Origin of the sequence: Streptomyces sp. ITFR-21 (genome assembly GCF_031844685.1) — a bacterium.
GTDB lineage: Bacteria > Actinomycetota > Actinomycetes > Streptomycetales > Streptomycetaceae > Actinacidiphila.
Window position 1 is genome coordinate 3355785 of record NZ_CP134605.1, and the last position, 23061, is coordinate 3378845.

Here is a 23061-nt window from a genome sequence, read left to right on the forward strand (position 1 = left end):
TCAGCTTCCCTTCGGTGTGTCCGCCGGCGTGCTCGCCGTCGCGGACGGATCAGCGGTGGTCGCGGAGACAGCCGGCCGGGTGCGGATCCTGGCCGGTGCGGCTGCCGCCGGGGTTTCGGCCGGCCCGGCGCTATCGGCCGCGGCGGTATCGGTCCAGCCGAGGGGCGCCCACACGCGTGTGAACTGCAGGCGGGTGACGTCCACCGGCGGGGAGCCGGGCAGGTCGGGATGGGCCATGAGGACCCGGTCGGTCGCGGACATGACGGACTCTTCTCGGTCGAGGCGGAAAAGGGGGGAAACCGACCAGGTCAGGCCGGGGTGAGGTAGTAGCGGTACACGTCAACCCGGAAGAAGCTCGGCGCTTCGGGGGTGGTGGGGTCGGTGGTGGCCTCGGGGGCAGTGCCTGTGCCGGTGACGAATTCCGGCACGCACAGCCAGGCCCAGCCGGTCGGCGGGGCAACGCCGAGCGCGACCGTACGGGCGAGCTCGGCGACCTGGTCGGCCGCGCGCCGTGACGGGCCGACTGCGGTGATCTGCACTTCCGGGGTGCGGTCGGCGTTCGGGTCCGCCGCAGTACCCGGACCCGGCTGCTCGGTACGGGGCCGTACCACGCAGTAGCGGCCGGTCAGGGGGCCCTCGTCGTCACGGGGTTCGCCGTCGCCGACCCGCACGCCGTCGCCGAGGTCGGCGGCCCTCAGTGCGTCGACCAGGACGTCGGTGGTGTTCACGGCAGCGCCTGGTGCAGGGCGACCTCGATCCCGTGCACCAGGTCCTCGGCGTTCTCCTCCAGGGCTGGCCCGAGGTGCTCGATCGGCGGGTTCTTCGGGGTGCCGTACTCGATGATGTTGCCGAGCGGCCCCTGCGCCCGGTTCTTGTCCGGGCCTATCTCGCCTTCGGCTCCGGCCGGGCCCGCGGTGACGTCGTAGGTGATCGAGGCGGGGTACTGGGGGATGTGCCGGTGCCCGCGAACCCGGGCCCGTGCAGACTGCTGGACCTTCCGCGACGTGACCGCCACCGCGGTGGCCGCGTTGCCCGCGAGCCTCGGGGTGCTGGACGCCAGGTCGGCGACCAGGCCCTCCAGGCCCACGATGACGATTCCTGCGCTCACCTGGACACCTCCGTACACCAGAAACGCCGGGCGGTGATGTGCGTGCCCCGGTCGATGTTGCGGACCTGCAGATGCAGCCCGATCAGCGTCGGGTCCTGCGAGGCGGTGATGACCACCGCGTCGTTGGAGGCGATCCCGGCGCCGGAGGCGTACGGGATGCTGAGCTTGTACTGCCACGTCTCGGCCGGAGCGGTGGTCGAGGGGACCACCGCGGCGGTGCTGGCCGGCTTGACGCGGCAGATCCCCTCGTAGAGCTGCACCGCGGGCCTGGTGTCTGTGCCGTCCTCGGCGGTCCGGACCGGGCCGGTCCGCGCGATCACGCACCGGTCGGTCATCTGCTGCTCGGCTGCCACCCGTCCCGATGCAGCGGCGCCCGCGGCGCTCACGGGCACTCCGGGTGGTGGTGCTGGCCGGGTGCGGCCGGGGTGATGCTGAACGCGCGGCTTGCTGGGCCGGTGCTGGGCTGCAGCAGCTCACGCTCGCCGTCGGAGAGATACAGCTCACCGGTGGAGCGGGAGGAGTCGGTGGTGTAGCTGTAGTCATCGATCGACTGCTGCCGCTTGCCCTCCGGGTTGAGCACCACCCGCAGGACCATCGCGCAGCAAACCCCGACGGCGGTCTCCGGAGGCTCCGGATCGTCCAGGCCCGGCACCTCGCGGCGCATGATCGCGCTGGCGTCCGAGATCCGCACGGCCACCTTGGTTCGCTCCGTGTCGGTGAGATCGCGGCCGATCAGGCGGTTGTTGACGTCATCGACGGTCGCGAAGTCGGACATGGGGGCGCCTCCTCAGAAGTCCACCAGAAAGCCGGTCGCCTGGCCGTGCGAGCGCTCGTTGCCGTAGGCCAGGCCGACCTCGCCGTACAGCTGGGTGGTCTCCTTGGCTCCGATCTTGGCCAGCGGCTCGGCGAAGAAGTGCCCCTTGCCAGGGGTTTCCAGGTAGACCGGCATGCACTGCTCCAAGCTGGCGACCATGAGCTTGTGCTTGGGCATGTGGCGGTCGAGCATGATGTTCAGCACGCCGAAGTCGGTCTCGATGGTCTGCAGGTTGACGCCGCCGACGTTGCGGGTCGTCTCGTGGAACTTCCCGAAGCTGTTGGCGTAGGCGTCGGACAGACCGCGCTTGACGGAGCTGCCCGCGACCAGGGCCGCTGTGCCGGCCTCGGTGATGCCGCCGTTGTCGAAGACCTGCTGCATCAGCCGGTCGATCGCTGCCTTGGCCACCGGGACGAGCTTGGTGACGTTCGCGGTGCCGTCACCGCCGGTCAGGTCGATGGCGGCGCCGTTCTTGGTGGCGGCGAGCTTGAAGGTGTTGGTGGTCGGCGACACCACGAAGTACGGGGTGTCCGGGGCCAGTCCGGTGAGGGTGGCGATGGTGTCCAGCACCACCTGGTCGCCGGCCACCAGGCCGTGGGCGTTGAGGGTGAACGCGTCGGTGCTGATCGCGCCGGCGGCCGAGCCCAGTGCGGTGCCCATGTTCTGCACGTTGGTGGTGATCGCCTGCAGCATCCCGCGGGTCTTGCGGACCGTGGTGTTGTCCGTCGGCTTCTGGTACTGGCCGTTGATGAAGGACCACTCGGTGTCGCGGACCATCTGCTTGAGCATGTTGGTCACCTGCCAGTCCAGCTCGTTGGCGACCGGCTGGGGGGCGTCGATGTTCAGGCCGGAGCGCTGCCCGATGGCGGCCAGCTTGGTGTAGCTGACCCCGACGGTCTCGTGGTGGATCTGGCAGATGTTGTCCACGCTGCCGCGGATCCGATTCTGCGGAGTGGGCGCGTCGGCGCCTTCCAGCGCGGTGTTCTGGCCGGCCGCGCGCAGGTCGAAGGTCTCCCATTCGAACTGCGTCGCGGTGGTCTGGCCGCCGCCGGACAGGCCGCCGATCGAGGCGAAGAACGGCGTGTCGTCGGGGGTGAGCTGGTGGAGGATGCCGGTGTAGTTGGGCAGGTTGTAGGTCGTGCCCAGGGCGGTGATGCTCCCAGCCATGGCGGGGTCTCCCTTGCTGTGCTCGGGGCGCGGCGCATGGGCCTGCCCGCGGTGATCAGGTGGTCTTGACGTTGGCGAGCTTGGAGTTCTCCAGGCTCACCACCTTTTTCCAGTCGCCCTTGGCCTTGGCCTCGGCGATCTGGGCGGTCAGGTCTCCTGGGAGCGCGCCCGGCCGCGGGCCCTGCGAGGGGTCCGGCCTGGGCAGCCGCGGTCCGGTGGCCTTTGCCCAGTGCGGCTTGGCGGCCAGGAGGGCGGTCAGCTCGGCCTTGATCCCTTCGGTGTCGATCACGCCGTCGGTGACGAATTTGGACCAGTCGCGGGCGCCCACGGCGTCTTCGGCGTCCTCGAACCCGGCTGCGGCCAGGGCCTGGACGGTCGACGACGTGGCGAGCCGGGTGGCCGCCGTCGCGCGGTCGTCGGCGGCCTTGAGCTGGTCGGTCAGGCGCTGCGCGTCGGTCTTGGCGGCGTCCTCGATCTCGGCGAGCCTGGCGGCGGCCGCGGCGTTGTCCTTGGCCCGCTGCTCGTTCTGCCGCGACAGCGCCTTCCACTTGTCGACCTCGGCCTGCAGGTCGACCGGTTCCGGCTCCGTAGCAGGGACCGGGGGTACGGCCGGTACGGGCGCCGGCGGTACCGCCGGGGGCACCGGCACCGGTACGGGGGCAGGGGTTGGCTCGGGGGGTGTGGACATGGTGAACTCCCGTTTCGGGCTGGATGATGACCGGCGCCGTTTCGGCCCGGTCAGGTCAGATAGCCGAAGCGCCGCAGCAGGCGGATCGCCTCGGTGCGGTCGCCGGCGGCCAGTTTGTAGATCTCGCTGGGCACCAGGCGGGGCGTGCGCAGCTGGAACTTCGGCAGGCCCTGCTCGGTCTCGATCCGGTCGCGGGCGAAGCGGACGCCCGTGCGCTGCTCGGTCGCGGCGCGCTCCAGGCGGTAGAAGGCGCCGCGGCGGGTGGTGCCTTCCAGCGTGGCCACCACCCGGCGGCCGTAGGCGTCCAGGGACACCGTTGAGCGGGTGGCGTTGACGATCGCGTAGATGTCGCCGCCGTCCCGGATGGCCCGGGCGCCGCCGACGCCGAAACGGCGGTCCTGCTCGGACCGGGACAGGCCGTGGAAGAACGCCATCGGGTCGGTGTGGCGGCCAGGCCTGTTCTCGGTGGCCGGCACGCCGTAGCACTGGCACCGCTTGTGCCGGTCGAAATCGGCGTCGTAGCGGTACCACCGGCCGGCCAGGATCGCGCACCGAGCGCAGGCGCCGGCCCGCACCTGCCGCACGTAGCCGGTGACGGTGCGGTTGGCCATCGAGGCGGCGCTGAATCCGGCGCGGCCGGCGTCGGCGACCTCGCTGTTGACGATCCGCCGCAGGTGCATCTGCCCCGACAGCATCGCCTCCGGCAGGGACATCCCGGAGGCGAGCAGGGACTTGGTGCGGATGACCGGGGTGTAGAGCAGGCTGTCCAGCGGCCGGCCGTCGGCCGCGGCGCCGGCCAGGGCCCGCGGCAGCAGCCGGGACGCGCCGTGGTCGTAGTGGTTGACCAGGCCGTCGGCGATGACCATGGTCTCCACGAACTGCTGCGCCGGCGTCGCGGCGAGCAGCTGGCCGGCGGTCAGCAACCGGACCAGCGCGGGTCCGACCGCTCGCAGCCACGACCCGGTCAGGTCCGTGGTGTCCAGCCGTCCCCACCAGGCGGCGGCCTGCGCCTCGGTGACCGCCGCCGCCCGGTGCTGGGCTGCGCCGTACGCTGCGACCACCCCCGGGTGCTCCTGGACGGGAATCCCGGCGGTCACCTCACGCCGCCGCCGACAGCGCCGGCTGCTGTGCCGGCTGCGGCGCCGGTGCGTTCGGGTCGGGGGTCGGGGGCACCATCGTCAGCGCGTGCAGGTCGGCCATGGACAGGCGGTTGGCCTGGTCGTCCATCATCTGCCGCATGCGCGCCTTCTGGCCGCTGGTGTAGCCGAGGTCCTCCCACGCCTGCTCGATCGGCAGGATGCCGGCCTGCACCAGCTTCATGATCGCGTCGGCCTTCTGCGCGAACGTCGGGGTGGCCGGGTCGCGCCACATCGTCTCCAGCCCGTCCAGGCTCCGGTCCCACTCGCCGTCACGTACCCGGACGATGAGCTTGTTCAGGCGCCCATAGGCGCCGCCGCTCGGGGTGGTCTTCCGCTCGGCCCGCTTGACCAGCCGCGCCTCGCGGGACCGGATCGCGTCCGCGCTGGCCGCGTCGTCGGCGACCAGGCCGAGGTAGTTGGGCGGCAGCGCGCCGAGCGAGGCGACGATCCGCGCGAGCAGCTCGATCGTGGAGTGGAAGTTCTTCAGATCCGACTCGGGGAACTGCCCGACCTCGGCGCCGTCGTCCTTGCGGGTGCGAGCGGTCGCCCAGATCCGCCCGGCCAGCCTCGACCACACCGACAGCGGCTTGCCGTCCTTGTCCACGAAGTCGTTCTTGTCGAACCCCAGCGCCCACCTGCGGGGCATCGCGTGGAATTCGGAGCCGACCATCATGTCGGTGGCGATCTTGCACGCGGCATCCGAGATGGGCAGGACGTCGGCGAGCTCGCTCACCCCGCCGGGCAGCAGCAGCCGCGGCCGGTTGGGCATCACCACCACGGGCGGGTCACCCAGGCCGTGGTCGTCCCGGTCGGTCTCCTTCCAGGTTCCCGGGGCGCCGGAGTCGTACCAGACCGTGGAGTTGGGCCGGTACAGCGTGGCGTGCCGCTGCAGCAGCGCCCCGGTCATCGGGTCGATGTCGTTCCACCGCCGCAGCACCGCACGGATCTCCCGGGTGGCCGGGTCGAAGTCCGCGTACATCTGCAGCGGCGACTCCGCGGTGACCAGCGGCGTGTCCGCCTGCTTCTCGTTGGTGCCGACCACGAAGAAGGACCGCTTCATCACCATGGAGTCGACCTCGGCCTGCTGCGACTTCACCGGCATCCCGTTGGCCTGCCAGATCCGCCACAGCTCCTTGTCGCCCTCCTCCGCGTCGGGGTAGCGGAACCCCTCCACGTCCAGGCGCTCCTCGAGGGAGTCGACCACCAGCCGCGGCCAGTTGATGATCAGCTGTGTCATCTGCTCGCCGAGCTCCTTCTGCAGCTCGGGGTGCAGGTACTTCAGCGGCTGCTCTCCCTCGTAGTAGTTGTTCAGCGCTATCAGCTGGGGGAGTTCGGCGTCGTGGTTGCGGCTGAGGTAGGTGGCCCATTCCACGTCGCTCAGCCTGTCCATCATCGAGGCCATTTACATCACCACCATCCCTCCGGGTCGTTTGCGGTTGGCGCCGGCAGCGATCGCATCCGACCGGGCCTCCCAGGACAGGCATCCCGCCATCGCCGAGTCGATCTTGAACGGGCTGTCGTGGCGTTCCTTCTCGATCACCCACAGCGGCTGGCCCTGGTCGTCTAGCATCCGCAGCTGCTTGCGGCGGCTGTTCCCGATGTGCTGCCGGAACACCGGGTCGCCGTTGTGGGTGACGTCGCCGGCGGTCATCGCCCGCTTGTACGCCGCCAGGCTGTAGGCCATGGCCTTGGGCCGGTTGGTCCACCACTCCTGGACCTTGTCCTGGCCCCACCGGCCGACCCAGTGGTTGATCATGCCGTCCCAGTACGGCGGGTCCGCGTACACCCGCCACACCCGCCACCGCTCCATGGCTGCCTTCAGCGCGTCGTACACCTCGTACTCCGGGCACTCCCAGCCGTCCCCCTCCGGTCCGGTCGGACACTCCCAGATGCCCAGCGGCCACTGGAACCCGGTCTCGATGTGGGTTGCGATCAGCGCGGTGGCGTCGCGGAACTGCGCGCCGTCGAACCCGATGACGATCGCGTCGCCGTTTGGCACGGTGAAGTCGGGCCGGGCGAGCATCTCCCAACGCTTGACGTCGAACGCCTGGCGGCCGGCGACCACCCGGCGGTTGAGCCAGACGCGCTCCCAGTACGCCTTGTCGGTGTCCGGCTGGTTGTAGAGAGAGACGATCGAGTCGACCTGGCCCTCGAAGTCGGGCCAGCCGGCGATCGCCGGGCCGGAGGCCTCGCGGACCGCGGTGCGGATCTGCTCGGGGTCGGTCAGGTCCTCGTCCGTGCGGGGCGTGGCCTCGCGGTGGAAGAAGAAGAACGTCCGCTCGGTGACCTTGCCCTTGTCGATCAGCTCGGCGAACTCGTGCGTTCCCTCGGCGACCGATGCCTCGCCAGGGGTGTAGGTCGTGGTCGTCTCCAGCGACCACGGATCGGCCAGCGTCCTTTTCGGGATGTTGGCCAGCATCGTCTGATGGGACGCCTTCAGCCGCGGAAGGATGAAGCGGTGCGTCTCGTCGAAGTGCTGGAACGTTGTCCGCGCGCCGTCGTTCGCGTTGGGCGAGCTGGCCAGGGCCTCGGCCTTGCCGCCGCCCTCGGTCCGCAGGATGCGGTCCAGGCCGGCGTCGAACAGGTCCGAGTCCGGGCCCTCGGTGCACATCACGAACAGCGCGCCGTAGGCGAGCTCCTCGGTCTGCTCCTCGGTGTAGGCCACCATCGGGATGTACGGGTCGGAGACCGGCCGGCCGACCGGCTGCCCGTGCGCGTCGAACCCGTCGCACCGCACCGGTCCTTCGGGGTGCAGCTCGGCGAACGCCACCGCGGCGGCGAGCTCCGTCTTGGCGGTGCCCTTGCGGACTGACAACCCGACCCGCTTGAAACGGCGCTTGCCGGCCCGCGGGTGCCCGGGCGGGTACACCTCATACCAGCGGTAGATCAGCGCGCGCTTCTCGTCGTCGAGCGTGTACTGCTGCCCGCGCAGGTCGCCGGGGCCGTGCACGCCGTACGTCTCCAGCAGCTGGCAGACCTGCCCGCCGAGCGTGGGCCAGGGCTCGGCGTCCGCACCCGGGACGATGAGCAGGCCCACCGGGGCCTACACCGCGTGCAGGATCGAACGGGGATCCGCCGGCTGCTGCGCTGCCGGCGCGGGCGGCGCGACCGGCTGCGGCCGCTGCCGCTCGGCGAGCTCCTCGTCCGGCACGACGTCCCAGCGCAGCCGCAGCAGCGCCAGCGGCGTCAGGCCCAGGCGATCGCTGAGCTGGCGGGCCTCTTTGGAGGCGTCCATGTCGCCGAGCTCCGCCAGAACCTTCCACCTCACATACTGGGCGATCTCCCTGTTCCAGCTGAGGCGCTCCCAGGCAAAGGCCTGCGGAGTCCGCCAGACCTCCCGCCAGAGCGTGGTCTCCAGACCCCGCTGAGCGGCGATCTGACGCGTCAGAACGGCCACTTCCAGCTCGGCCGCCGCCAGTTTCCGCTCTTTCGACGCCCGGGCGGCCCCGTACAGCTCAGGGTCCCCCAGCTCGGCCAGCAGCCGCGCCACGACTCCCTCGGTGACATCGAGCTGAGCGGCTTTCCGCACGTCATCGATCAGCGGCCAGGTCGGGATACGGCCCTTGCGGCCGCCGGCAGGCAGGCGGGTCATCGCGACAACGGCGTTTCGCCTCGCGCGCTGTCCCGCGGCCTTCGGGGCAGGCCCCATTCCGCCCATAGTGATCATCTCCCAGCGCCGTTTCGGCACGTCAGGGCCCGTCCGTTGCGGCCGGACCTCGTCACTGAGGGTTGCGGGTGATCATGCGGTGAGGGGCTGGATCTCCCAGACCCGTACAGATTTCTATGTCCCTCCCCGGCGGTCCGCCGTCTTTTGGCCTTGGGGGTCACCCCCCTAGGGTGCGGTCACCCTCCGTGTCGGCAGGGTGGTCGGGGCAGCCGGGGTCGACCTCGCCGAGGGTGCAGGTGCACAGCCGCCGGCCGATGCCCTCGGGCAGGGCGTGCCGGAGCGTGCGCGACCGGCGGATGACCAGCGTGCGGCCGGGGTGGTCGGGGTCGACCAGCTTCTTCCCGTCCTGGCTGAGCTGGTGCTCGCTGTAGAGGATCACCGTGCGGTCGCCGACCTGCTCGATCGTGAGACCGGCCGGGTCCATGAGGTTGGGATCGAGCCCGTTGGCCTCGGCCCAGGCGATGAGCGCGAGACGATGCCGTTCGATGTCCTGCGAGGTGACGACGTGGATCATGCTCACTGGTTCCAGCCTCCGGGTTGGTGTCGTGCTGTCTCGCGGGCGTGGCAGGGCTGGCACAGACCGCGGCCGTACTGCGGGTCGTCGGGGTTCAGGCCGGCGGCGGCCAGTTCGCGGCGGCTGCGGGGGTAGTGGTCGGCATGCTGGCTGGGCGCCTGCTGGCACAGGACGCACACCGGGTCGCGGGCGAGTACGCCGGGCCGGAAGCGCTGCTCGTGTGCGGCGCCGTATCCGCGCTGCCTCGCGCTGCCGCGCTGCTGCTCGGCTTCGGCCCGGTGCTGTGCGCACCGGCCGGAGTCGGTGAGCTGGGGGCAGCCGGGGACGGAGCAGACGGTGCGTGCCCGGCGTCTGGCCACGGTGACCACCTCCGCGTTCTACGGTGTGGACCTACGAGAGGGGGTGCATCACGTGCGAAGTGATGCTGCTGCAGGAGTGTTCGTGGCCGCGCTGGTACTGGGCGTCGTGAGCGTGGCCGAGGGCTGGACGGGAGCCGCGGTGCTGGCTGGGGTGGTGATGGTGGGCGTGCTGGTGGCGACGGCTCGTCAGCGTCGTACCGGTCCGGATCCTGAGGTCACGATCCGGCCCGGTGATGAGCGGGCATGGCGCCGGCGCGAGTAGGTCAGGCGCTCGGCGGCCAGGTCCAGCGGCCCGGGGTCAGGTCGTCCACGGTGTCGACGTAGGACAGAGACGTGGCGCGGACGCTGGGAAGGTCGCTGTCGGGCTGGACGCGGACGTTGATCACGCCGTTGGTCCAGACGCGGGTGATGATCGCGGGCGCGGCCGGGGAGCCGTTGTTGTCGAGGGTGTTGATGCCGGCCAGGACAACCCTGCCCTGGCTGGGCTCTTGGCCGCCGGTGGCGGCCGCCGCGGCAGCGGTCTGCCCGTCTGTGCTGTCCTGGTCGTCGGCCTCCTGGGCGGCGTCGGCCAGGTAGGCGATGATCTCGGCGGCGACCGCGCGCCAGCCGTTCTGGATGGTGTCGCCTAGGGCCTCCCACATGGGCATGGGGCGGCCGTCGTGGGTGCGGAAGCCGACGGCGCGGCCGTATGCGGCGTACGCGTTGGGTCCGAGGTCGGTGGAGTCGTCCAGGCGCATGTCGGGGGCCTTTCTGGTGGTGGGGATGGGCTGGTGCCCCGTACCGGGTGGGTACGGGGCACCGGGCATGTGCGCAAGGGGAGTTCAGGCGGCTGCGCTGGCGCAGGGTTTCCAGTCGGGGTGGCGGCCGCCGCGGCGGGCGCGGTCGGCGCCGTTGAGCCAGGCGTCGCGCTCGGCGAGGGCCAGCGGACCGAGGTGGTACAGGTGCGGTCCGCGGCCGGGCAGGTCGACCGGCTCGATTTTTCCCCGGTGTTGCCACTGGCGGATGGTGCCGACCCCGACCCCGAAGTGCTGCGCGGCCTGCCGGGCGGTGAGGAGTGTGCCCGGGCGGATCTCGGTCGGCGCCGGGTTGGGGAACTTGGGAGGCATCGTCACCCCCTGGGCATGGCGAAGGCCCCGTCTCAGTGAGCCGGGGCCTGGCTGCTTTCGGGCATGGAAAACCTGCTGGGCCCGACGTTACAGCGTGCGAACTGCCTGGTCCAGCGGCTTCTGCGAGGCGGCCGAGAGCGCGTCTGTGAGGCGGCCGCGGGCGGCGCGGGCGATGCCCGGCGACTCCTCGACTCCGACGAAGTTGCGGCGCTCCATCAGCGCGGCCACACCGGTGGTCCCGGACCCGGTGAAGGGGTCGAGGATCAGACCGCCTTCGGGGGCGATGCGCACCAGCTGCTGCATGACCGCCACCGGCTTCTGGGTGATGTGGACCCGCTCACGGCCCCGCGGCTGGGAGCCCTCCAGCCAGCCGGGCAGGTACACGGTCGGGGTGTGCCGGGCGGGTTCGCCGTGGCTCCCCCACAAAACGTACTCGCACTCGCGCTTGAATCCGTCCTTCTGCGGGCGGGCGATCGGCTTGCGCCAGGGGATGATGCCGCGCCAGGTCCACCCGCCGGCCTGCAGAGCGTCGGACGTGGCGGGGAGCTGGGCCCAGTCGGTGAAGACCAACAATGACGCGCCGGGGCGGGCCAGGCGCAGGCACTGCGCGGTGATCTGGGAGAGCCAGTAGGTGTATGCGCGCTGGTCGCGGCTGTCGCCGCCGAAGTCGAGCAGGTCGTGCTGGGCGTCGCCGCTGACGTACTTGCCGCGGGCGGTGTCGCCGCGGCGGGCGGCGTTGGTCCGTCCGCCGGAGTTGTACGGGGGGTCCATCATGACCGCGTCGGCCGGGTCGGTCAGCGTCAGTGTGGGCAGGACGGTGAGGGCGTCGCCCTCGTGCAGGGTCCAGGACATGGGTGGTGGCCTCCGGGTCGCGGTCGCCTGCGCTGGGTCGCGAGCGAGTCGGTGCGATCGTTCGATCATGTGCTCGAACGTGCCCGGAGTCCACCGATCTTTTCTTGCATCCGCCACACGTCCGGACATGGCGACGGCCCGCCGACAGATGCCGGCGGGCCGCAGGTGAGCGAGCGGTGTCAGCGTACGACGGGGGTCTGACAGGCGGTCAGCGGACGAGCACGACGGCTGTCGTGGTGTCGTCGCGGTAGCCCTTGTCATCCTCCCGCGCGGCGGCGGTGATCGCGTCGGCGAGTGCTTGCGGGTCGTCCGCGTGCTCGCGGACGATGGCGGCGAACTCCTCGTTCGGGATGCAGTCGGTCCCGTCCGAGGCGAGGATGATCAGCGGGTCGTGGCAGGTGACGGACAGCACGTTGGCCGGGGTGGCCTCGGGCAGTGATGTGGTGATCCAGTCGTGCGCGACGTCGCCGACGGGGATGCCTAAGGTGCGCATCTGCTCGGCGAGGGTGTGCGGGGTGGTGTAGCGGTGGAGGCGGGTGCCGTCCCAGCCGTAGGCGTGGGCATCCCCGATCCAGCTGATCATTGCCCGCTCGCCGGGCTCGCGGGTGACAACGACACCGACACCGGACGGCTCGGGTTCCTCCGCCGCGCCCGGGTCGGCGACGAGCAGGCCGGCGGACAGGAGTCCGGCGCGGCCGCCGTGCTGGGCGCCGACCCGGGCGGCGGTCTCGGCGAGCAGCATGGCGATGGCGGGGGCGTTCGGCGGGTGGCCGCTGACGTCGATCAGGGCGGTGGCCGTCAGCCCGGTCTGGCTGGTGAACGTCGCGGTGCAGTCGGCGTTGTTTTCGCCGGTGCCCTGGCGGGTGGCGGTGGCGATGGTGATCGTCACGGGGTTTCCTTCCGGTCGGGGGTGTACGGGTGGTAGGTGGGCTGGCGCAGGCGGGGGGCGAGGCCGCGGGGCCAGTCGCCGTGGTCCCACGCGGATTCGTACGCCGCGGCGTACGCGGAGATCGCGTCGCGCACGACGCTATCGAGGCGCTGGCCGGTGCTGAGCAGCGTCGCGAGATCGCGGCGCAGATCGGTGTCGTCGGTGTCGAGCGACACGGTGAGCCAGGCCCCGGCGCGGGGCGCGCTGTCTGGCGCGACGGCGTCGTCCGGTGTCGCGGCGGCCTCGCGCGCTGTCGCGGTGGTGTGGGTGAGATCGCGGCGGACCGCGTCTTTGCCGATGCCCAGGTGGGCGGCGATGGCGCGCAGGCTCATGCCCTCGTCGGCGAGCTTGCGCACGGTGGCGCGCCGGGCGGCGAGACGGTCCGGTCCTGTGTCGCGCCCTGTGTCGCGCGCCGTGTCGTGGTCGGTCATGCGCAGCGCTGTCCGTCCTGTGGTGTCGCGTCGGGGTCGCGCTCGTCCGTGGTGTCGGGTGGCGTGGGGGTGGCGCGCTGGGTGATCCCGGTCGCGGGAAGGTTCATGGCGATGGCGGTGAGTCCGGGCATCACCGCGGCGGCCGCGGTGAGTTCGGGCATCACCGCGGCGGCGTGGAGGGCGTACTCGTCCGGGTCGATCTTGCGGCGGCAGGCCTCGCAGCGCACCTCCCACTCGCTGTCGCGGTGGACCACCGCGAACGCGTCGCAGTGCGGGCAGGGTGCGAGGCGGCGGTGTGTGCGCGGCTTGGTGAGGGTGATCGCGCGCACGTTGTGCAGCAGCGCGGTCAGGTCCGAGTACAGGTCGGCAGCGACCGGGAGGTCGAGGGCGTAGGGCAGGTACCGGGTCAGCCACGCGGCCCAGTCTTCGACGTCGTCACCGCCCCGGTTGAGGGCTGCGTCGCAGCCGCCGGCGGGGGTGAGGTACTCGGTGCCGCCAGCTATCCGGCGGACGCCGAAGGGCTCCAGGTGCTCGGTGCCGCCGACTACCCGGTGGGAGGGGAACCAGGTGGCCAGTGCGTCGGCCCAGCCGCGCAGTGCCGCCGCGAGCGGGACGTCGGTCAGGTCGTCGCCGTCCGCCCAGTGCCCCGGGCCGAGCAGGGACAGCACGCGCAGGTCGACCGGGACCGGGGCGTGGGCCCGGGCGCCGGATCGGCTGCCGGTCAGGGTGCTCCCGCCGGGGACGAGGGAGGCCACCAGGGCGGGCAGCTCGTCGACCAGGGCCGAGAGCGTGTAGCGCATCGAGTGCTCGCAGCTCCGGCAGACGGACCGGTTCTCGGCCTCGGGGACGGGCCGGCTGCAGATGCGGCAGTAGGTGATCACGGAGTCGGTCCCATGGGTGTGGAGTAGCCGCGCAGGAGCACCGTGAGCGGCGGGATCGTCGGGTCGGCGATGAGCGGGAGGCTGAGCAGCCGGCCGTATCCGGCGTGCAGCAGCGGGCCGGGCGAGGGCTTGTCGCGGACCGCCCCCAGCAGCACGCGGAGGACTTCGAGGGTGCCGGCCTCGGCGGCGATCTCCTCGATGGGCTGGCCCGGGACGATGATCAGGCGCACGGTCAGCCGCCCTCTGGGGTGCTGCCGGCAGCGCTGCGGGCGGCCAGGAAGAGCCGGACCGTGCGGTTGTGCCGCGCGTCTTCCAGCGGGTGGTGCGCGCCGTGTTCCATGGCGGGCAGTTCCGGGTTGCCGGCCGCCGCGGCCAGGCCCTTGGTGTCGTAGAACCAGCGCGGGATCATCGTCGGCATGACGGCCCAGTCGTGGTCCCACAGGCCGTGCAGGCGCACGATGTCCTGCGCGCCGTGGTTGGCGTAGAGGTATGTGGTGGCCGCGGTGGTGTCGGCGAAATAGGCGCTGACCTCGTCGCGGATCGTCGGATAAGGCCGTACCTCGGTGCCGTGGAGGTCCAGCACGCCGCGGGGGTTGAGCGGGAGGTAGGGCCAGACGTTCTCCCTCATCCAGGGGTCCGCGTGGACGGCGGTGGTGTCCATGCCGCGGTTGACGGCGTAGTAGTCGGTGCCGTCGTCGTCGGTGAGCGCGAGCGAGACCAGGCCGCGGCTGGTGAGGTTGTGGCGAAGGAACTCGGTGTCGATGTAGACGTGCCTGATCGTGCTGGTCGGCGCGGTGCCGGTCGGAGTGTGCCGGTCGGTGAGCAGTTCGTCCATGGGTCAGTCCTCCGGGGTGGTTTCGGGTACGGGCAGGTCGAGGGCGAAAGCCAGCTGGCCGGTGCCGGGGTGGGCGATGTCGCGCAGTCCGCGGCGGCAGACGGGGCCGGTGCCCAGCGCGCGGGAGGCGATCTCGCGCAGCGGCCGGCGGCACTCGCTGCACAGCACCTCGATGTTCGTGTCGAGGGCGTCGGCGCGCGGGTCGGCGCTCAGAACGGCGGCTCGTCGGAGTAGCCGGAGGGCTGACCGCGCCGGCGCTCCACGAGGCGCGGGAGCGGCACCAGCCGGACGACCCAGCGGGGGTTCCAGCAGGGGCAGTGCTGCCAGAGGGTTTCGCCGTCCTCGGCGCTGCCGCCGTCGGAGATGTAGGTGTTCCAGCCGCCGTGGCCGAGGCAGGCCGGGCAGGTGGGCAGCGGCGTGTCGATCACGACGAGGGCCGATCGGGGCTCGGCGCGGTAGGCCAGGCGGGGGCGGGGACTGGTGGTGCGGCCGGGCGGGGTGAGCGCGGCGGATATCCGCAGGCAGACCAGGAACAGCGCGGCGAGGGTGAACGGGGCGCCGGCGCCCACGACCACGCACGTGGCGGGGGTGGACCAGCCGGTGGCGACGGCCCAGGCGATGGCCAGGCCGGCCAGGGTGCCGCAGACGGTTACCGCCCAGCCGAGCGGGTTGCTGGTGGTGTGCCGGGCGGGCGCCGGCGGGCGGCCGGTCATCGGCCCGGCGCCTGGTGGGGGATGACCGCGCCGTCGCGGACGAGGGTGATGTGTTCGGCGCCGGCCTCGAACCAGGGCTCCATCAGCGGGTCGGTGTCCTCGTCCACGGCGTAGCAGCCGGTCGTCGCCAGGATCTCCACCGGGAGGTTGGGGCTGTGGTGCAGCAGCCGCATGGACAGGAACGGCTCGGCGTCGGCGGCCTCGATGACGTACGTCTCGCCGTACGCCGGGTACGGCCCGACCGCCCCGTACGTGATGTGGACGATGTCTCCGGGCCGCGCCGGGTACCAGGGCGCGGCCTCCAGCTGCGCGCCGCCGTCCATGAGGGCGCCGATCTCGCCGGCCAGGTCGCGGCGGCGCTTGGCGTCCTCGGCCCGGGCCAGCGGACTGCCTGCCGCCGCGCCGGGGTCGGTCAGCGCGGTGGACAGGCGCAGGGCCAGGCCGTCCACGGTGCCCGTCCAGGTGTGCGACGGACCCTGCGGCTGCTGCTCGGTGACGACGATCTGCATGTTCGCGCGGACGCCGCCGGGGATGAGACTGGTCAGCGACTGGGTGATGGTGTCGAGTTGGGCGGGGGCGTGGGTCATCGGGGCGTTTCCTTCGTGGTGATGTGCAGGGGCAGGGCGGTGATGTGCCAGCCGTCGGCGAGCAGGTCCGCGACGGAGCGGCGGGAGATGCGGTCAGCGGCGGCGGGCTCGATCCCTTCGGCGACCATGGCGGTCCTGATGACGGCGGCCGCGGCGTCCGCGATGATCCGGTGGGCCGGCGACGTCACCGGTACCGCCAGGGGGCGGCGCGGCGTACCGGGCGCGGGGCCAGGCGGGACTGGCGGGGCTTGCGGGGCGGCGGGTTGCTGCACGTCGCGGGATGCGGCATCGCGCGCCATTCCAGGTGGTCCAGGTCGGGGCGCTCCCGGGTGAGCGCGCGGGAGCGCACCCGGCCCACGCTGTCGGTGTGCACCGCGGTGTTGCCCGATTCATCGGGCTCGGCGTTGACGGCCAGGGGGCGGCCGGCCTCGGTGACCGTCCACCGGATGTCGGCTCCGCAGCGGTCGCAGCTCTCCACGTCAGCGGCACTGGGCATGTCTCTCTCGTCTCGTCAGGCGGGCTGGTGATGGCGGCGGTTGGCGGCGGGCAGATCGCACCGGGCGCACGCGCCGCGGCGGTCCGGCGTGTAGGGATGCGTCCCCGGCGCGGGCGGCAGCCGGTGCCGGCCAGGGTCCGGCTGGGGTCTGGAAGTGCGCAGCTCCGCGCATGCCTCACAGGCCATGCCGGTGTGCCAGATCACTCCGGACTCGCAGGCGGTGAGGCCGCAGCCGTGGCGTACGACGGCCGGGCCGAGCAGCCACCGCCCCGGGTCGCGGATCTCGGTGGTGCTGGCGTAGCGGTGCTGGAGGCGCCCGCGGAGCCGTTCGATCTCCACGCCCTGGTCGAGCTCCCGGCCGATGCGTCGGGCGAGCTCCCGGACCACGTACTCCGACAGGCCCGGCAGCAGCGGGCCTACCGGCTGGAGGACCCGCCAGATCCGCGGGGACAGGCTCAGGCCCGGCCCCCGGTACACCGGCGGCGCCTCGGTGCGCTGCCCGGCGAAGCCGGCGAAGACCGGGTTTCCCGGGTTTTCCACAGCTTTACTACCGGTATCTCGCCTACGGCGGATGGGAAGACCGGCCTGCGCATCGGGTGAGTCAGACCTGTGGTCTTCCTTAGCCGCGAGGGACCCCTCACCAGGATCACCACCCGATCCCTCATCAAGATCAGTGAGAGCCAGCTGCTCGTGCTCGTGGGGCTGGGCGTGGACCTCATAGAGGTGGCGGCCCTGGTATCCGGCCCGCCGGTCCACGGTGATCCACCCGGCCTCCTCCAGGCCGGTCACGATGCGGCCCACCGAGCGGTCGCCCAGCGGCTGCCCGGCCCGCGCGCCGGTGCGGTGCCGCAGCACTTGGCCGAGCTCGGTGTGGCTGACCGGGTGGCCGGTGGCGGTGGCGTAGGCGATGGCCGCGTAGGCGCGCAGCTGCCGCGGCGTGAGCGCCTCGGCGGCCCGGGACGGCACCAGGGCGAAGGGCTCGGCGCGCGGGGCGGCGCGAGGCCGGCGGACCGCGGTCTGCCCCCGCCCGCCCGGAAGCGTCCGCCGCGTCGTAATGACCTCCACCACGTCGTCCCCGGGCGCCGGCCGGGTCAGCTGGGTCAGCGCCCGCTCCACCGCGCCGCGGGACAGCCCCAGCAGACCGGACAGGTAGGCGACCCCGGCCTCGCACCCGGCGGGCCGCTGCCCGGCCGCCCCGGGCAGGCGCCGCCGGGCGAGCGCCGCGATCTTGACGTACACCGCGAGGGCGGCGTCCCCGTACGTACTGCCGGTGACCACACGCCAGGGCACACGGACGGGGCTGGACACGGCGCGGGTCACTCCTCTCATGGCTGGACTGGCACGACGGACAGGGCGGGCAGGGGCACAGCGGGGGCGCAGGGGGTGGTGCCGGCGGCCCGCACGGGGGGCGAGCACGTGCGGGCCGCCGGGTCAGGGCCGGGCGCCGGGGCCGGGCGTCGGGGGGATGAGGAGCTCGATCACGGAGGGCTGGTCGCTGCGCTCGGCCGGGACCCGCCGCAGAAATCCGTGCTGGCCGAGGACGTGCAGGTTTTCGCGGACCCGCACGGCTGCCAGGCCGGTGGCCGCAGCCAGCCACCCGTAGCCGACCCGGTACGCCGGCCCGGTCACCCCCGTGGCCCAGTTCGCCCGCAGGGCCAGGACAAGAGCGACCAGGCGGACCGACGGTGACAGCCCGCTGAAGCGAATGGCGGCCTCGTAGCGGGCCAGGAACGGCGCACCCGGATCCAGCACAGGCCGCTCGGGCTGGACCGGGGGCAGCGGGGGCGGCGGGGGGACGGCGGCCCCGGTCTGGACGAGGCGGGCGGTCAGCGGCCGGTGCGGCCGGTGGGCCAGGTCGCCCGGACTCGGCACGGTGGGCATGGGTTTCTCCTCAGCGGGTGGCGGGGTGCGCGGACCGCGGCAGGGCGGCGCGGGGCGTCGGGGCGGGGCGCGGTGGGGGCGGTGCGGGGTCGTGGTGGGTGGGCCAGCCGGGGCCGGGCGGTGCCTCCGGCCGCCCGGCCTCCGCTGCCGGTGTGTGCCGGGCACACCGCCACCCGCAGATGTAGAGACGGGCGTAGGTGTAGGCGTGCGGGGCGGCGAGGGACTCGCACGGCGGCGGCCGACGCGGCTTCACGGGGCGGGCCGGTCCCGGGTCCCGGCCCCGGAACCCGCCGCGGCCGGGGCCGGGTGCGGAACCGCGGCCGGGATCCGGGCCGCGGGCGCGGCACCGGCTGCCGGCGCCGCGGCTTCGGCGCGGGCTTGGGCTTGGGCGGTCTCGGCCGACAGGTCGATCCCGCGGACCATGAGCTGGTCGAGCAGTCCGCGGGCGGCCAGCTCCGGGCCGGCTCCCGTCTGCAGGGCCAGGACGTGCGCGGCGATCAGGTGGCGCATGGTGACGGCGTCGGTCCGGGCGCGGGCGGCGCCGGCCTGTACCCGGCCCAGGTCGGCGCCGACCTGCGCGGCCCGCTCGGCCAGCTGCACCGCGATCGTCTCCCCCGCCGTGCGCTGACCCTGCAGCTGGCCCCGCAGGACCGCGGCCTGCTCGCGGGCCTCGCCCAGCTCCTCGCGCGCCCGGTCCAGCTCGCGGGCCAGGCGCTCACGCTCGGTCTCGTCATGTCTGGACATCGGATCCGGATCCCTTTCTGGGCGGCTGGGGGGCGGGGCGTGCGGCGTCCTGGGCGGTCAGGCCCAGGACCGCGAGCAGATAGCGCAGATCGGAGCCGTCGACGGCGTGGGCGGCGGCCTGCCGCACGCACTCCCGCCGCTCCGCAGCGGACAGCGGGCGCGCGCTCATCAGGTGGCGCCCGGTCGGGTTCTTCTCGGCCGCGGTCGGACCCGCCGAGACCGCCGGGACCGCCTTCTTCCTGGCGGCCATCAGCAGGCACCAGCCGAACCGGTCGCAGTCGCAGCCCCGGTCGCGGTCGCGGTCGCCCCGCCCGCCTGGGCGGCCTGGGCGAGCTGGGCGGCGATCCACCGCGCGGCAGCCGTCGGCGTCGCCAGCCCGTCGGTCGCCACCGCCCAGCGGATGCCGTAGCCGTACCGGCCGTACGGGTCAGGGACGGCGACCGCGCCGTAGCGCACCGCACCGCGCTTGCCGCGGGTCTGGCTGATCTCGCCCACCAGGTCCTCGCGCACCGGCCGGGTCACGCCCGGCCGGGTCACGATGTAGTCCCACGGCATGTCCTCGCTGAGCCGGCCGAAGCTGAGGAAGGGCTGGCCCTGCCACAGCAGCAGCCCGGCCCTGCGCTCCGGCGCCAGTCCGTACCCGAGGGACCGGGTGCTGGTGGTGGACACACCGGTCTCGCTGGTGATGACGTACGCGCACCCGCACGACCGGCACACGATCCGCACCGTCGTGCGCTCCATCCGCGGCCCGTGCCCGCACTCCTCGGCCGGGCAGGCGTGCGGCGCGGTGCTCTCCCGGTCCCGGGGCCGGTACACGTCGTACTCGGTCTTCGTGTCGACCGTCCACGCCGGCCGCTTGCACGCCGTGTGGTGGTGCAGCTCGTCCCAGCCGAGATAGGACTCCTCCGCCGAGGTCACCGGCCCGCCCCCGCCCCGTCGCAGGGCAGACCAGCCTCGGCCCGGTCCGTGGCGGCCAGGTCCTCGCGGACCAGGCGCTCGGTCCCGACACCCCGGGCCGCACAGGCCAGGCTGTGAAACCACCGGGCCGAGCCGGCCGGCTCGGCCGCGCGCCGGACCTGGACCCAGCCCGCGGTCCGCACGGTGGTGGCGTCCAGATACGCCGCGGTCGACCCGCACCCCGACACCCCGCACACACCGTGACTCGTCGTCCCGGGCATCAGTTCATCCCTTCCGCAGCCCCGGCCGGGGCCGGAACCGTCGTGGTGGTGGTCAGGACCGGCACGGTCCGGACCGCGTACCCGGTCGCGCTGGTGTGGGCACGGTGGACCTGCGCGAGCTCGGTCACCGCCGGGTCATCGAGGCCGGGCAGCCACTCCAGGGCCAGGCCAGGGGCGCCGGCGCGGGCGCGGGCTTCGGCCTCGCACCGCGCCGCGGCCCCGTCCCGGGTCGCGTACGGGTGGTCGATCGGCAGGCCGTCCCGGAGCGGCAGGAACACCTGCCCCGGTATTGGCAACGGGGTGGTCTCCAGGCGCTCGATCTCCTCCACCAGGAGGGCGACGATCTTGCCGGGGAACGGCGCTGCCGTGTAGGCGGCCGTCGACCGGGCGAACCGCTCGCGGACCTCGGCGACCCGCGGGTCCGGAGCCGGCGCGGCCGGGAGCCGCAGCATCCCCGCCCGGGCCACCGGCAGCGCCGCCCGCTCGGCCGCAGTCAGCTCCCCGGTCACCGGGCACCACCCGCCGCGGGCACGGCCACCGGGAGCACCGGCACCGCCGGGTCCAGCAGCTGATGCCGCTGCTCCACCAGCTGCGCCTCGAGGTACGCGCGGTCCGGCCCCGTCAGATACGGCAGCAGACTGCGCTGCACTCCCAGCCCGGCCATGCCGGTGGTGATCTCCAGCAGCGGCACCTGCGGCGCGGTCACGACGGCATCCGCCCAGGCCCGCACGTGCGCGGCCCGGAGCGCCAGCTCGGCCTGATACCCGGCCCGGTCCTCGGCGGTAGGCGCCGGTACCGGCAGGCACAGCACATCGGAGACCGCCGCCGCGAAGGCCGCCACCTCAGATCGTGGGATCATGCTCATAGCTCTCTCTTCCGTTCGTTGTCTGCTGGAGTCGGGCTGCAGGGGCCGCACCGGGTCACGACCGGGCGGCCCCGTCCCATAGCCGCGAGTCACGCCGTTCTGCGGGCGCGGCGAGGGGGACGGGATTGCAGCAGGGTGATCGGGGGCAGGGCTGGCTGCTGCCGACCAGCAGTCGTTTCCGGGGCGGCCTCGATGACGGGGCGCTCCAGACGGCGCAGGATCACGTCGAGGTGAGACTGCAGGAACCTGATGCGATTTCCGGCCGCGCGCACGTGCGGGAAGCGCCGCTGCCGTGCTTGCTCTTTGACCCACCATTCGGAGCATCCGAGGGCTTCGGCGACCTCCGCCGGCGTGTGTAGGACGGGGATCATGAGCCCGCCTGCTCCTGCTGGCTGATCCACTCGTCGACGACCTGGATGCGCGCAACCACACGCCGTCCCATCTGAAACGTTTTCGGGCCGATCCCCCGCGTGCGCCACTTCCGGTACGTGCCGGGCAAGATCCCGAGCCTGCTGGCGATGCCGGGGCCGGCGGGGGTGTCTCTGATCCAGATCATCCCGGGTGGGGGGCTGCCTGCCACGGTTGCTCCTCCATGTCCAAGTGGCTCAATTCTCGATACGTTTCGTTCCGATTCGGAGACGCAGGCGGCGCGAAGAGCACCAGCAGGGCAACGCCGATCGTCTCCGATATACGGTGCGCTGCTCCCACGTCGCAGGCGCTCCTGCTGCCGCTCAGCAGGTGACCAATCGTGGCCCGGTCGACTCCGGACTCGGCAGACAGCTGACGAATGCTGAAAGGGGCACCCCGACCCGGGTGGTCCATCAACCAGCGGAGAATCCCGCGATCTCGGAGCGTGTACAGCATTTGCGCCCGTCTCTCGATCCGTGCCACCTCGTCTACGAACAGGAACACTAAAACATACTCGGAGACGATCCGTCTACAGATCGAGACGGTCGGATGCAGTCGGCCCAGTGGGTGTCGGGAATCGCTAGGCTGTCTCCCGTAGACAAAACGTCTACAGATGCAGACCGCACGGCGGTCTGGACAACGGTGGCTGCCCCCCAGCTGACCGAGAGAGGCGACCATGGGTGCAGATCACACCCCTGACAGCGCACACGCAGAGCAACAAGACATCCCCCCGCATCTAATGCGCCAGATGAATCGGGACGACCTGAGCCGCCTCGTGCGAGAGGCCAACGATGCTGGCGTCAGCTATCAGACCATGGCAGACCGGGCCGAGGCTGCCGGCCATCCCGTGAGCAAGCCCTACCTGCAGAAACTGGCCACCAACCAGATCTCAGCCGCCCCCAGCACTGAACGACTCCGGGGCATCGCGGCCGCGCTGAAGCTACCGCTGGCCCGAGTGCAGAAGGCTGCCGCGGCTCAGTACCTCCAGTACGAGACCAGCGAACTGGCGGGCTACAGCGAGGACGTGCGGATCGTCGTCGCTCACCTGGGGGCGATGTCAGCAGCTGACCAGCGACGGTGGCGAGCCATGATCGAGGCGGCTGAGCAGGCGGATGCGGATGGGGACCCCGACTGATCGCATTTGCGTGGGGATACGCCTGCTGAAACACGTATCGTCAATACACGAACACAAAATGACCAGGGGGGTCGTTCGTGATCAGATACAGGCAGGCACCGGTCCCAGCGCTCGCAGCCGTCACCCTCGCGGAGCGACGCGGGGACATCACAGCGTGGGTGGACCCGTCGCTGGGGCCCGACGAGATGATGGCGGCGCTCAACGCCGCATTCGAGGAACTGCTGGCGGACGGCGGCCTGGTCCACCTGTGGCGCGGCGAGGTGGTCCAGCTAGGGGGGGACCGCCTCCGAACAATGGCGATCAGATACAGGCAGGCACCGGTCCCAGCGCTCGCAGCCGTCACCCTCGCGGAGCGACGCGGGGACATCACAGCGTGGGTGGACCCGTCGCTGGGGCCCGACGAGATGATGGCGGCGCTCAACGCCGCATTCGAGGAACTGCTGGCGGACGGCGGCCTGGTCCACCTGTGGCGCGGCGAGGTGGTCCAGCTAGGGGGGGACCGCCTCCGAACAATGGTGTAAATCACCTCGGCGTGGCTGATGCCCCCGAGGTCCAGCCAGAGGAC

At 72.3% G+C, this 23061-nt stretch carries 39 protein-coding genes; 3 read left to right on the forward strand and 36 right to left on the reverse strand.

The features are described from left to right. The 13 genes from RLT57_RS14585 to RLT57_RS14645 form a co-directional block, all read right to left on the reverse strand. Positions 1-261, reverse strand: a complete 261-nt coding sequence (locus RLT57_RS14585) for a hypothetical protein (RefSeq protein WP_311297818.1) — start codon at positions 259-261, stop codon at positions 1-3. A gap of 47 nt (positions 262-308) precedes the next feature. Beyond that, a complete protein-coding gene (locus tag RLT57_RS14590) occupies positions 309-728 on the reverse strand; it encodes a hypothetical protein (RefSeq protein WP_311297819.1) in 420 nt (139 codons plus the stop codon). After that, positions 725-1108, reverse strand: coding sequence for a hypothetical protein (locus RLT57_RS14595; RefSeq protein ID WP_311297820.1), 384 nt, complete (start codon positions 1106-1108; stop codon positions 725-727). The genes RLT57_RS14590 and RLT57_RS14595 overlap by 4 nt, the downstream gene beginning before the upstream one ends. Next, a complete protein-coding gene (locus tag RLT57_RS14600) occupies positions 1105-1494 on the reverse strand; it encodes a DUF6093 family protein (RefSeq protein WP_311297821.1) in 390 nt (129 codons plus the stop codon). Before RLT57_RS14600 ends, RLT57_RS14595 begins: the two co-directional genes overlap by 4 nt. Next, complete coding sequence (locus RLT57_RS14605) at positions 1491-1883, reverse strand: hypothetical protein (RefSeq protein WP_311297822.1); 393 nt, start codon at positions 1881-1883, stop codon at positions 1491-1493. The genes RLT57_RS14600 and RLT57_RS14605 overlap by 4 nt, the downstream gene beginning before the upstream one ends. 12 nt (positions 1884-1895) lie before the next feature. Next, positions 1896-3089, reverse strand: coding sequence for an SU10 major capsid protein (locus tag RLT57_RS14610; protein ID WP_311297823.1), 1194 nt, complete (start codon positions 3087-3089; stop codon positions 1896-1898). Positions 3090-3144: 55 nt separating this feature from the next. After that, positions 3145-3777 (reverse strand): hypothetical protein, encoded by a 633-nt coding sequence (locus tag RLT57_RS14615; RefSeq protein ID WP_311297824.1) that lies wholly within the window; start codon positions 3775-3777, stop codon positions 3145-3147. A 50-nt stretch (positions 3778-3827) separates the two neighbouring features. Continuing rightward, positions 3828-4838, reverse strand: a complete 1011-nt coding sequence (locus tag RLT57_RS14620; RefSeq protein ID WP_311297825.1) for a hypothetical protein — start codon at positions 4836-4838, stop codon at positions 3828-3830. A 37-nt stretch (positions 4839-4875) separates the two neighbouring features. After that, positions 4876-6318 (reverse strand): phage portal protein, encoded by a 1443-nt coding sequence (locus tag RLT57_RS14625; RefSeq protein ID WP_311297826.1) that lies wholly within the window; start codon positions 6316-6318, stop codon positions 4876-4878. After that, positions 6319-7953, reverse strand: coding sequence for a terminase (locus tag RLT57_RS14630; protein ID WP_311297827.1), 1635 nt, complete (start codon positions 7951-7953; stop codon positions 6319-6321). A 6-nt stretch (positions 7954-7959) separates the two neighbouring features. After that, complete coding sequence (locus RLT57_RS14635; protein WP_311297828.1) at positions 7960-8508, reverse strand: hypothetical protein; 549 nt, start codon at positions 8506-8508, stop codon at positions 7960-7962. 232 nt (positions 8509-8740) lie between these two features. Next, entirely contained in the window at positions 8741-9103 is a 363-nt protein-coding gene (locus RLT57_RS14640) for a hypothetical protein (RefSeq protein ID WP_311297829.1), read from the reverse strand. Continuing rightward, positions 9100-9456: a holin gene (locus RLT57_RS14645; RefSeq protein WP_311297830.1), complete on the reverse strand. Its 357-nt coding sequence runs from the start codon at positions 9454-9456 to the stop codon at positions 9100-9102. Before RLT57_RS14645 ends, RLT57_RS14640 begins: the two co-directional genes overlap by 4 nt. Before the next feature lie 82 nt (positions 9457-9538). Here RLT57_RS14645 and RLT57_RS14650 point away from each other — a divergent pair, with 82 nt between their 5' ends. Next, positions 9539-9718 carry a hypothetical protein gene (locus RLT57_RS14650; protein ID WP_311297831.1) on the forward strand — a complete coding sequence of 60 codons (180 nt, stop codon included), beginning with the start codon at positions 9539-9541 and terminating at the stop codon, positions 9716-9718. Between the two features lies 1 nt (position 9719). On the opposite strand, the gene RLT57_RS14655 is transcribed toward RLT57_RS14650, so the two are convergent. The 23 genes from RLT57_RS14655 to RLT57_RS14765 form a co-directional block, all read right to left on the reverse strand. Next, complete coding sequence (locus tag RLT57_RS14655) at positions 9720-10262, reverse strand: hypothetical protein (RefSeq protein WP_311297832.1); 543 nt, start codon at positions 10260-10262, stop codon at positions 9720-9722. Between the two features lie 15 nt (positions 10263-10277). Continuing rightward, entirely contained in the window at positions 10278-10562 is a 285-nt protein-coding gene (locus RLT57_RS14660) for a helix-turn-helix domain-containing protein (protein ID WP_311297833.1), read from the reverse strand. Positions 10563-10649: 87 nt separating this feature from the next. Further along, on the reverse strand, positions 10650-11414 hold the full coding sequence (locus RLT57_RS14665) for a DNA-methyltransferase (protein WP_311297834.1): 765 nt from the start codon (positions 11412-11414) through the stop codon (positions 10650-10652). 208 nt (positions 11415-11622) lie between these two features. Next, positions 11623-12303, reverse strand: coding sequence for a hypothetical protein (locus RLT57_RS14670; protein WP_311297835.1), 681 nt, complete (start codon positions 12301-12303; stop codon positions 11623-11625). Further along, complete coding sequence (locus tag RLT57_RS14675; RefSeq protein ID WP_311297836.1) at positions 12300-12773, reverse strand: hypothetical protein; 474 nt, start codon at positions 12771-12773, stop codon at positions 12300-12302. The genes RLT57_RS14670 and RLT57_RS14675 overlap by 4 nt, the downstream gene beginning before the upstream one ends. Beyond that, positions 12770-13654: a hypothetical protein gene (locus RLT57_RS14680; protein WP_311297837.1), complete on the reverse strand. Its 885-nt coding sequence runs from the start codon at positions 13652-13654 to the stop codon at positions 12770-12772. The genes RLT57_RS14675 and RLT57_RS14680 overlap by 4 nt, the downstream gene beginning before the upstream one ends. Continuing rightward, the gene (locus tag RLT57_RS14685) at positions 13651-13884 is read right to left on the reverse strand and encodes a hypothetical protein (protein ID WP_311297838.1); all 234 of its coding nucleotides are present in this window, start codon (positions 13882-13884) and stop codon (positions 13651-13653) included. Before RLT57_RS14685 ends, RLT57_RS14680 begins: the two co-directional genes overlap by 4 nt. A 2-nt stretch (positions 13885-13886) precedes the next feature. Then, complete coding sequence (locus RLT57_RS14690; protein WP_311297839.1) at positions 13887-14489, reverse strand: 3'-5' exoribonuclease; 603 nt, start codon at positions 14487-14489, stop codon at positions 13887-13889. A 3-nt stretch (positions 14490-14492) separates the two neighbouring features. Then, complete coding sequence (locus RLT57_RS14695; RefSeq protein WP_311297840.1) at positions 14493-14657, reverse strand: DUF6011 domain-containing protein; 165 nt, start codon at positions 14655-14657, stop codon at positions 14493-14495. Between the two features lie 41 nt (positions 14658-14698). Further along, a complete protein-coding gene (locus tag RLT57_RS14700; RefSeq protein WP_311297841.1) occupies positions 14699-15202 on the reverse strand; it encodes a hypothetical protein in 504 nt (167 codons plus the stop codon). Continuing rightward, positions 15199-15789, reverse strand: a complete 591-nt coding sequence (locus RLT57_RS14705) for a hypothetical protein (protein WP_311297842.1) — start codon at positions 15787-15789, stop codon at positions 15199-15201. The genes RLT57_RS14700 and RLT57_RS14705 overlap by 4 nt, the downstream gene beginning before the upstream one ends. Continuing rightward, positions 15786-15977 (reverse strand): hypothetical protein, encoded by a 192-nt coding sequence (locus tag RLT57_RS14710; protein ID WP_311297843.1) that lies wholly within the window; start codon positions 15975-15977, stop codon positions 15786-15788. Before RLT57_RS14710 ends, RLT57_RS14705 begins: the two co-directional genes overlap by 4 nt. Next, a complete protein-coding gene (locus tag RLT57_RS14715) occupies positions 15974-16285 on the reverse strand; it encodes a hypothetical protein (protein ID WP_311297844.1) in 312 nt (103 codons plus the stop codon). The genes RLT57_RS14710 and RLT57_RS14715 overlap by 4 nt, the downstream gene beginning before the upstream one ends. 15 nt (positions 16286-16300) lie before the next feature. Continuing rightward, positions 16301-17593, reverse strand: a complete 1293-nt coding sequence (locus RLT57_RS14720; RefSeq protein WP_311297845.1) for a hypothetical protein — start codon at positions 17591-17593, stop codon at positions 16301-16303. Positions 17594-17716: 123 nt separating this feature from the next. Then, positions 17717-18166 carry a hypothetical protein gene (locus tag RLT57_RS14725; RefSeq protein ID WP_311297846.1) on the reverse strand — a complete coding sequence of 150 codons (450 nt, stop codon included), beginning with the start codon at positions 18164-18166 and terminating at the stop codon, positions 17717-17719. Positions 18167-18415: 249 nt separating this feature from the next. Then, positions 18416-18910, reverse strand: coding sequence for a hypothetical protein (locus tag RLT57_RS14730; RefSeq protein ID WP_311297847.1), 495 nt, complete (start codon positions 18908-18910; stop codon positions 18416-18418). Next, entirely contained in the window at positions 18897-19160 is a 264-nt protein-coding gene (locus tag RLT57_RS14735) for a hypothetical protein (protein WP_311297848.1), read from the reverse strand. The genes RLT57_RS14730 and RLT57_RS14735 overlap by 14 nt, the downstream gene beginning before the upstream one ends. Next, complete coding sequence (locus tag RLT57_RS14740) at positions 19160-19828, reverse strand: hypothetical protein (RefSeq protein ID WP_311297849.1); 669 nt, start codon at positions 19826-19828, stop codon at positions 19160-19162. The genes RLT57_RS14735 and RLT57_RS14740 overlap by 1 nt, the downstream gene beginning before the upstream one ends. Continuing rightward, a complete protein-coding gene (locus RLT57_RS14745; RefSeq protein WP_311297850.1) occupies positions 19825-20088 on the reverse strand; it encodes a hypothetical protein in 264 nt (87 codons plus the stop codon). Before RLT57_RS14745 ends, RLT57_RS14740 begins: the two co-directional genes overlap by 4 nt. After that, positions 20088-20597, reverse strand: coding sequence for a hypothetical protein (locus RLT57_RS14750; protein ID WP_311297851.1), 510 nt, complete (start codon positions 20595-20597; stop codon positions 20088-20090). Before RLT57_RS14750 ends, RLT57_RS14745 begins: the two co-directional genes overlap by 1 nt. Continuing rightward, positions 20594-20947 (reverse strand): hypothetical protein, encoded by a 354-nt coding sequence (locus RLT57_RS14755; protein WP_311297852.1) that lies wholly within the window; start codon positions 20945-20947, stop codon positions 20594-20596. Before RLT57_RS14755 ends, RLT57_RS14750 begins: the two co-directional genes overlap by 4 nt. A 95-nt stretch (positions 20948-21042) precedes the next feature. After that, positions 21043-21324 carry a helix-turn-helix domain-containing protein gene (locus tag RLT57_RS14760; RefSeq protein WP_311297853.1) on the reverse strand — a complete coding sequence of 94 codons (282 nt, stop codon included), beginning with the start codon at positions 21322-21324 and terminating at the stop codon, positions 21043-21045. Beyond that, a complete protein-coding gene (locus RLT57_RS14765) occupies positions 21321-21533 on the reverse strand; it encodes a hypothetical protein (RefSeq protein WP_311297854.1) in 213 nt (70 codons plus the stop codon). Before RLT57_RS14765 ends, RLT57_RS14760 begins: the two co-directional genes overlap by 4 nt. Positions 21534-22109: 576 nt before the next feature. On the opposite strand from RLT57_RS14765, the gene RLT57_RS14770 reads away from it, so the two are divergent. Beyond that, positions 22110-22496 carry a hypothetical protein gene (locus RLT57_RS14770; protein ID WP_311297855.1) on the forward strand — a complete coding sequence of 129 codons (387 nt, stop codon included), beginning with the start codon at positions 22110-22112 and terminating at the stop codon, positions 22494-22496. 77 nt (positions 22497-22573) lie between these two features. Further along, positions 22574-23017 (forward strand): hypothetical protein, encoded by a 444-nt coding sequence (locus RLT57_RS14775; RefSeq protein WP_311297856.1) that lies wholly within the window; start codon positions 22574-22576, stop codon positions 23015-23017. Positions 23018-23061 lie beyond the last annotated feature (44 nt).

Excerpts from the sequence above, each read along its gene's own strand:
- RLT57_RS14660 (WP_311297833.1), bottom strand. The coding sequence starts at position 10,562 with ATGCCTCCCAAGTTCCCCAACCCGGCGCCGACCGAGATCCGCCCGGGC.
- RLT57_RS14635 (WP_311297828.1), bottom strand. The coding sequence starts at position 8,508 with ATGACCCGCCTGCCTGCCGGCGGCCGCAAGGGCCGTATCCCGACCTGG.
- RLT57_RS14715 (WP_311297844.1), bottom strand. The coding sequence starts at position 16,285 with ATGCCCAGTGCCGCTGACGTGGAGAGCTGCGACCGCTGCGGAGCCGAC.
- RLT57_RS14755 (WP_311297852.1), bottom strand. The coding sequence starts at position 20,947 with ATGATCCCACGATCTGAGGTGGCGGCCTTCGCGGCGGCGGTCTCCGAT.
- RLT57_RS14585 (WP_311297818.1), bottom strand. The coding sequence starts at position 261 with ATGTCCGCGACCGACCGGGTCCTCATGGCCCATCCCGACCTGCCCGGC.
- RLT57_RS14745 (WP_311297850.1), bottom strand. The coding sequence starts at position 20,088 with ATGCCCGGGACGACGAGTCACGGTGTGTGCGGGGTGTCGGGGTGCGGG.
- RLT57_RS14700 (WP_311297841.1), bottom strand. The coding sequence starts at position 15,202 with ATGACCGGCCGCCCGCCGGCGCCCGCCCGGCACACCACCAGCAACCCG.
- RLT57_RS14760 (WP_311297853.1), bottom strand. The coding sequence starts at position 21,324 with ATGATCCCCGTCCTACACACGCCGGCGGAGGTCGCCGAAGCCCTCGGA.
- RLT57_RS14705 (WP_311297842.1), bottom strand. The coding sequence starts at position 15,789 with ATGACCCACGCCCCCGCCCAACTCGACACCATCACCCAGTCGCTGACC.
- RLT57_RS14725 (WP_311297846.1), bottom strand. The coding sequence starts at position 18,166 with ATGCCCACCGTGCCGAGTCCGGGCGACCTGGCCCACCGGCCGCACCGG.
- RLT57_RS14625 (WP_311297826.1), bottom strand. The coding sequence starts at position 6,318 with ATGGCCTCGATGATGGACAGGCTGAGCGACGTGGAATGGGCCACCTAC.
- RLT57_RS14615 (WP_311297824.1), bottom strand. The coding sequence starts at position 3,777 with ATGTCCACACCCCCCGAGCCAACCCCTGCCCCCGTACCGGTGCCGGTG.
- RLT57_RS14730 (WP_311297847.1), bottom strand. The coding sequence starts at position 18,910 with ATGTCCAGACATGACGAGACCGAGCGTGAGCGCCTGGCCCGCGAGCTG.
- RLT57_RS14610 (WP_311297823.1), bottom strand. The coding sequence starts at position 3,089 with ATGGCTGGGAGCATCACCGCCCTGGGCACGACCTACAACCTGCCCAAC.
- RLT57_RS14770 (WP_311297855.1), top strand. The coding sequence starts at position 22,110 with ATGAATCGGGACGACCTGAGCCGCCTCGTGCGAGAGGCCAACGATGCT.
- RLT57_RS14735 (WP_311297848.1), bottom strand. The coding sequence starts at position 19,160 with ATGGCCGCCAGGAAGAAGGCGGTCCCGGCGGTCTCGGCGGGTCCGACC.
- RLT57_RS14605 (WP_311297822.1), bottom strand. The coding sequence starts at position 1,883 with ATGTCCGACTTCGCGACCGTCGATGACGTCAACAACCGCCTGATCGGC.
- RLT57_RS14655 (WP_311297832.1), bottom strand. The coding sequence starts at position 10,262 with ATGCCCGGTGCCCCGTACCCACCCGGTACGGGGCACCAGCCCATCCCC.
- RLT57_RS14665 (WP_311297834.1), bottom strand. The coding sequence starts at position 11,414 with ATGTCCTGGACCCTGCACGAGGGCGACGCCCTCACCGTCCTGCCCACA.
- RLT57_RS14690 (WP_311297839.1), bottom strand. The coding sequence starts at position 14,489 with ATGGACGAACTGCTCACCGACCGGCACACTCCGACCGGCACCGCGCCG.
- RLT57_RS14675 (WP_311297836.1), bottom strand. The coding sequence starts at position 12,773 with ATGACCGACCACGACACGGCGCGCGACACAGGGCGCGACACAGGACCG.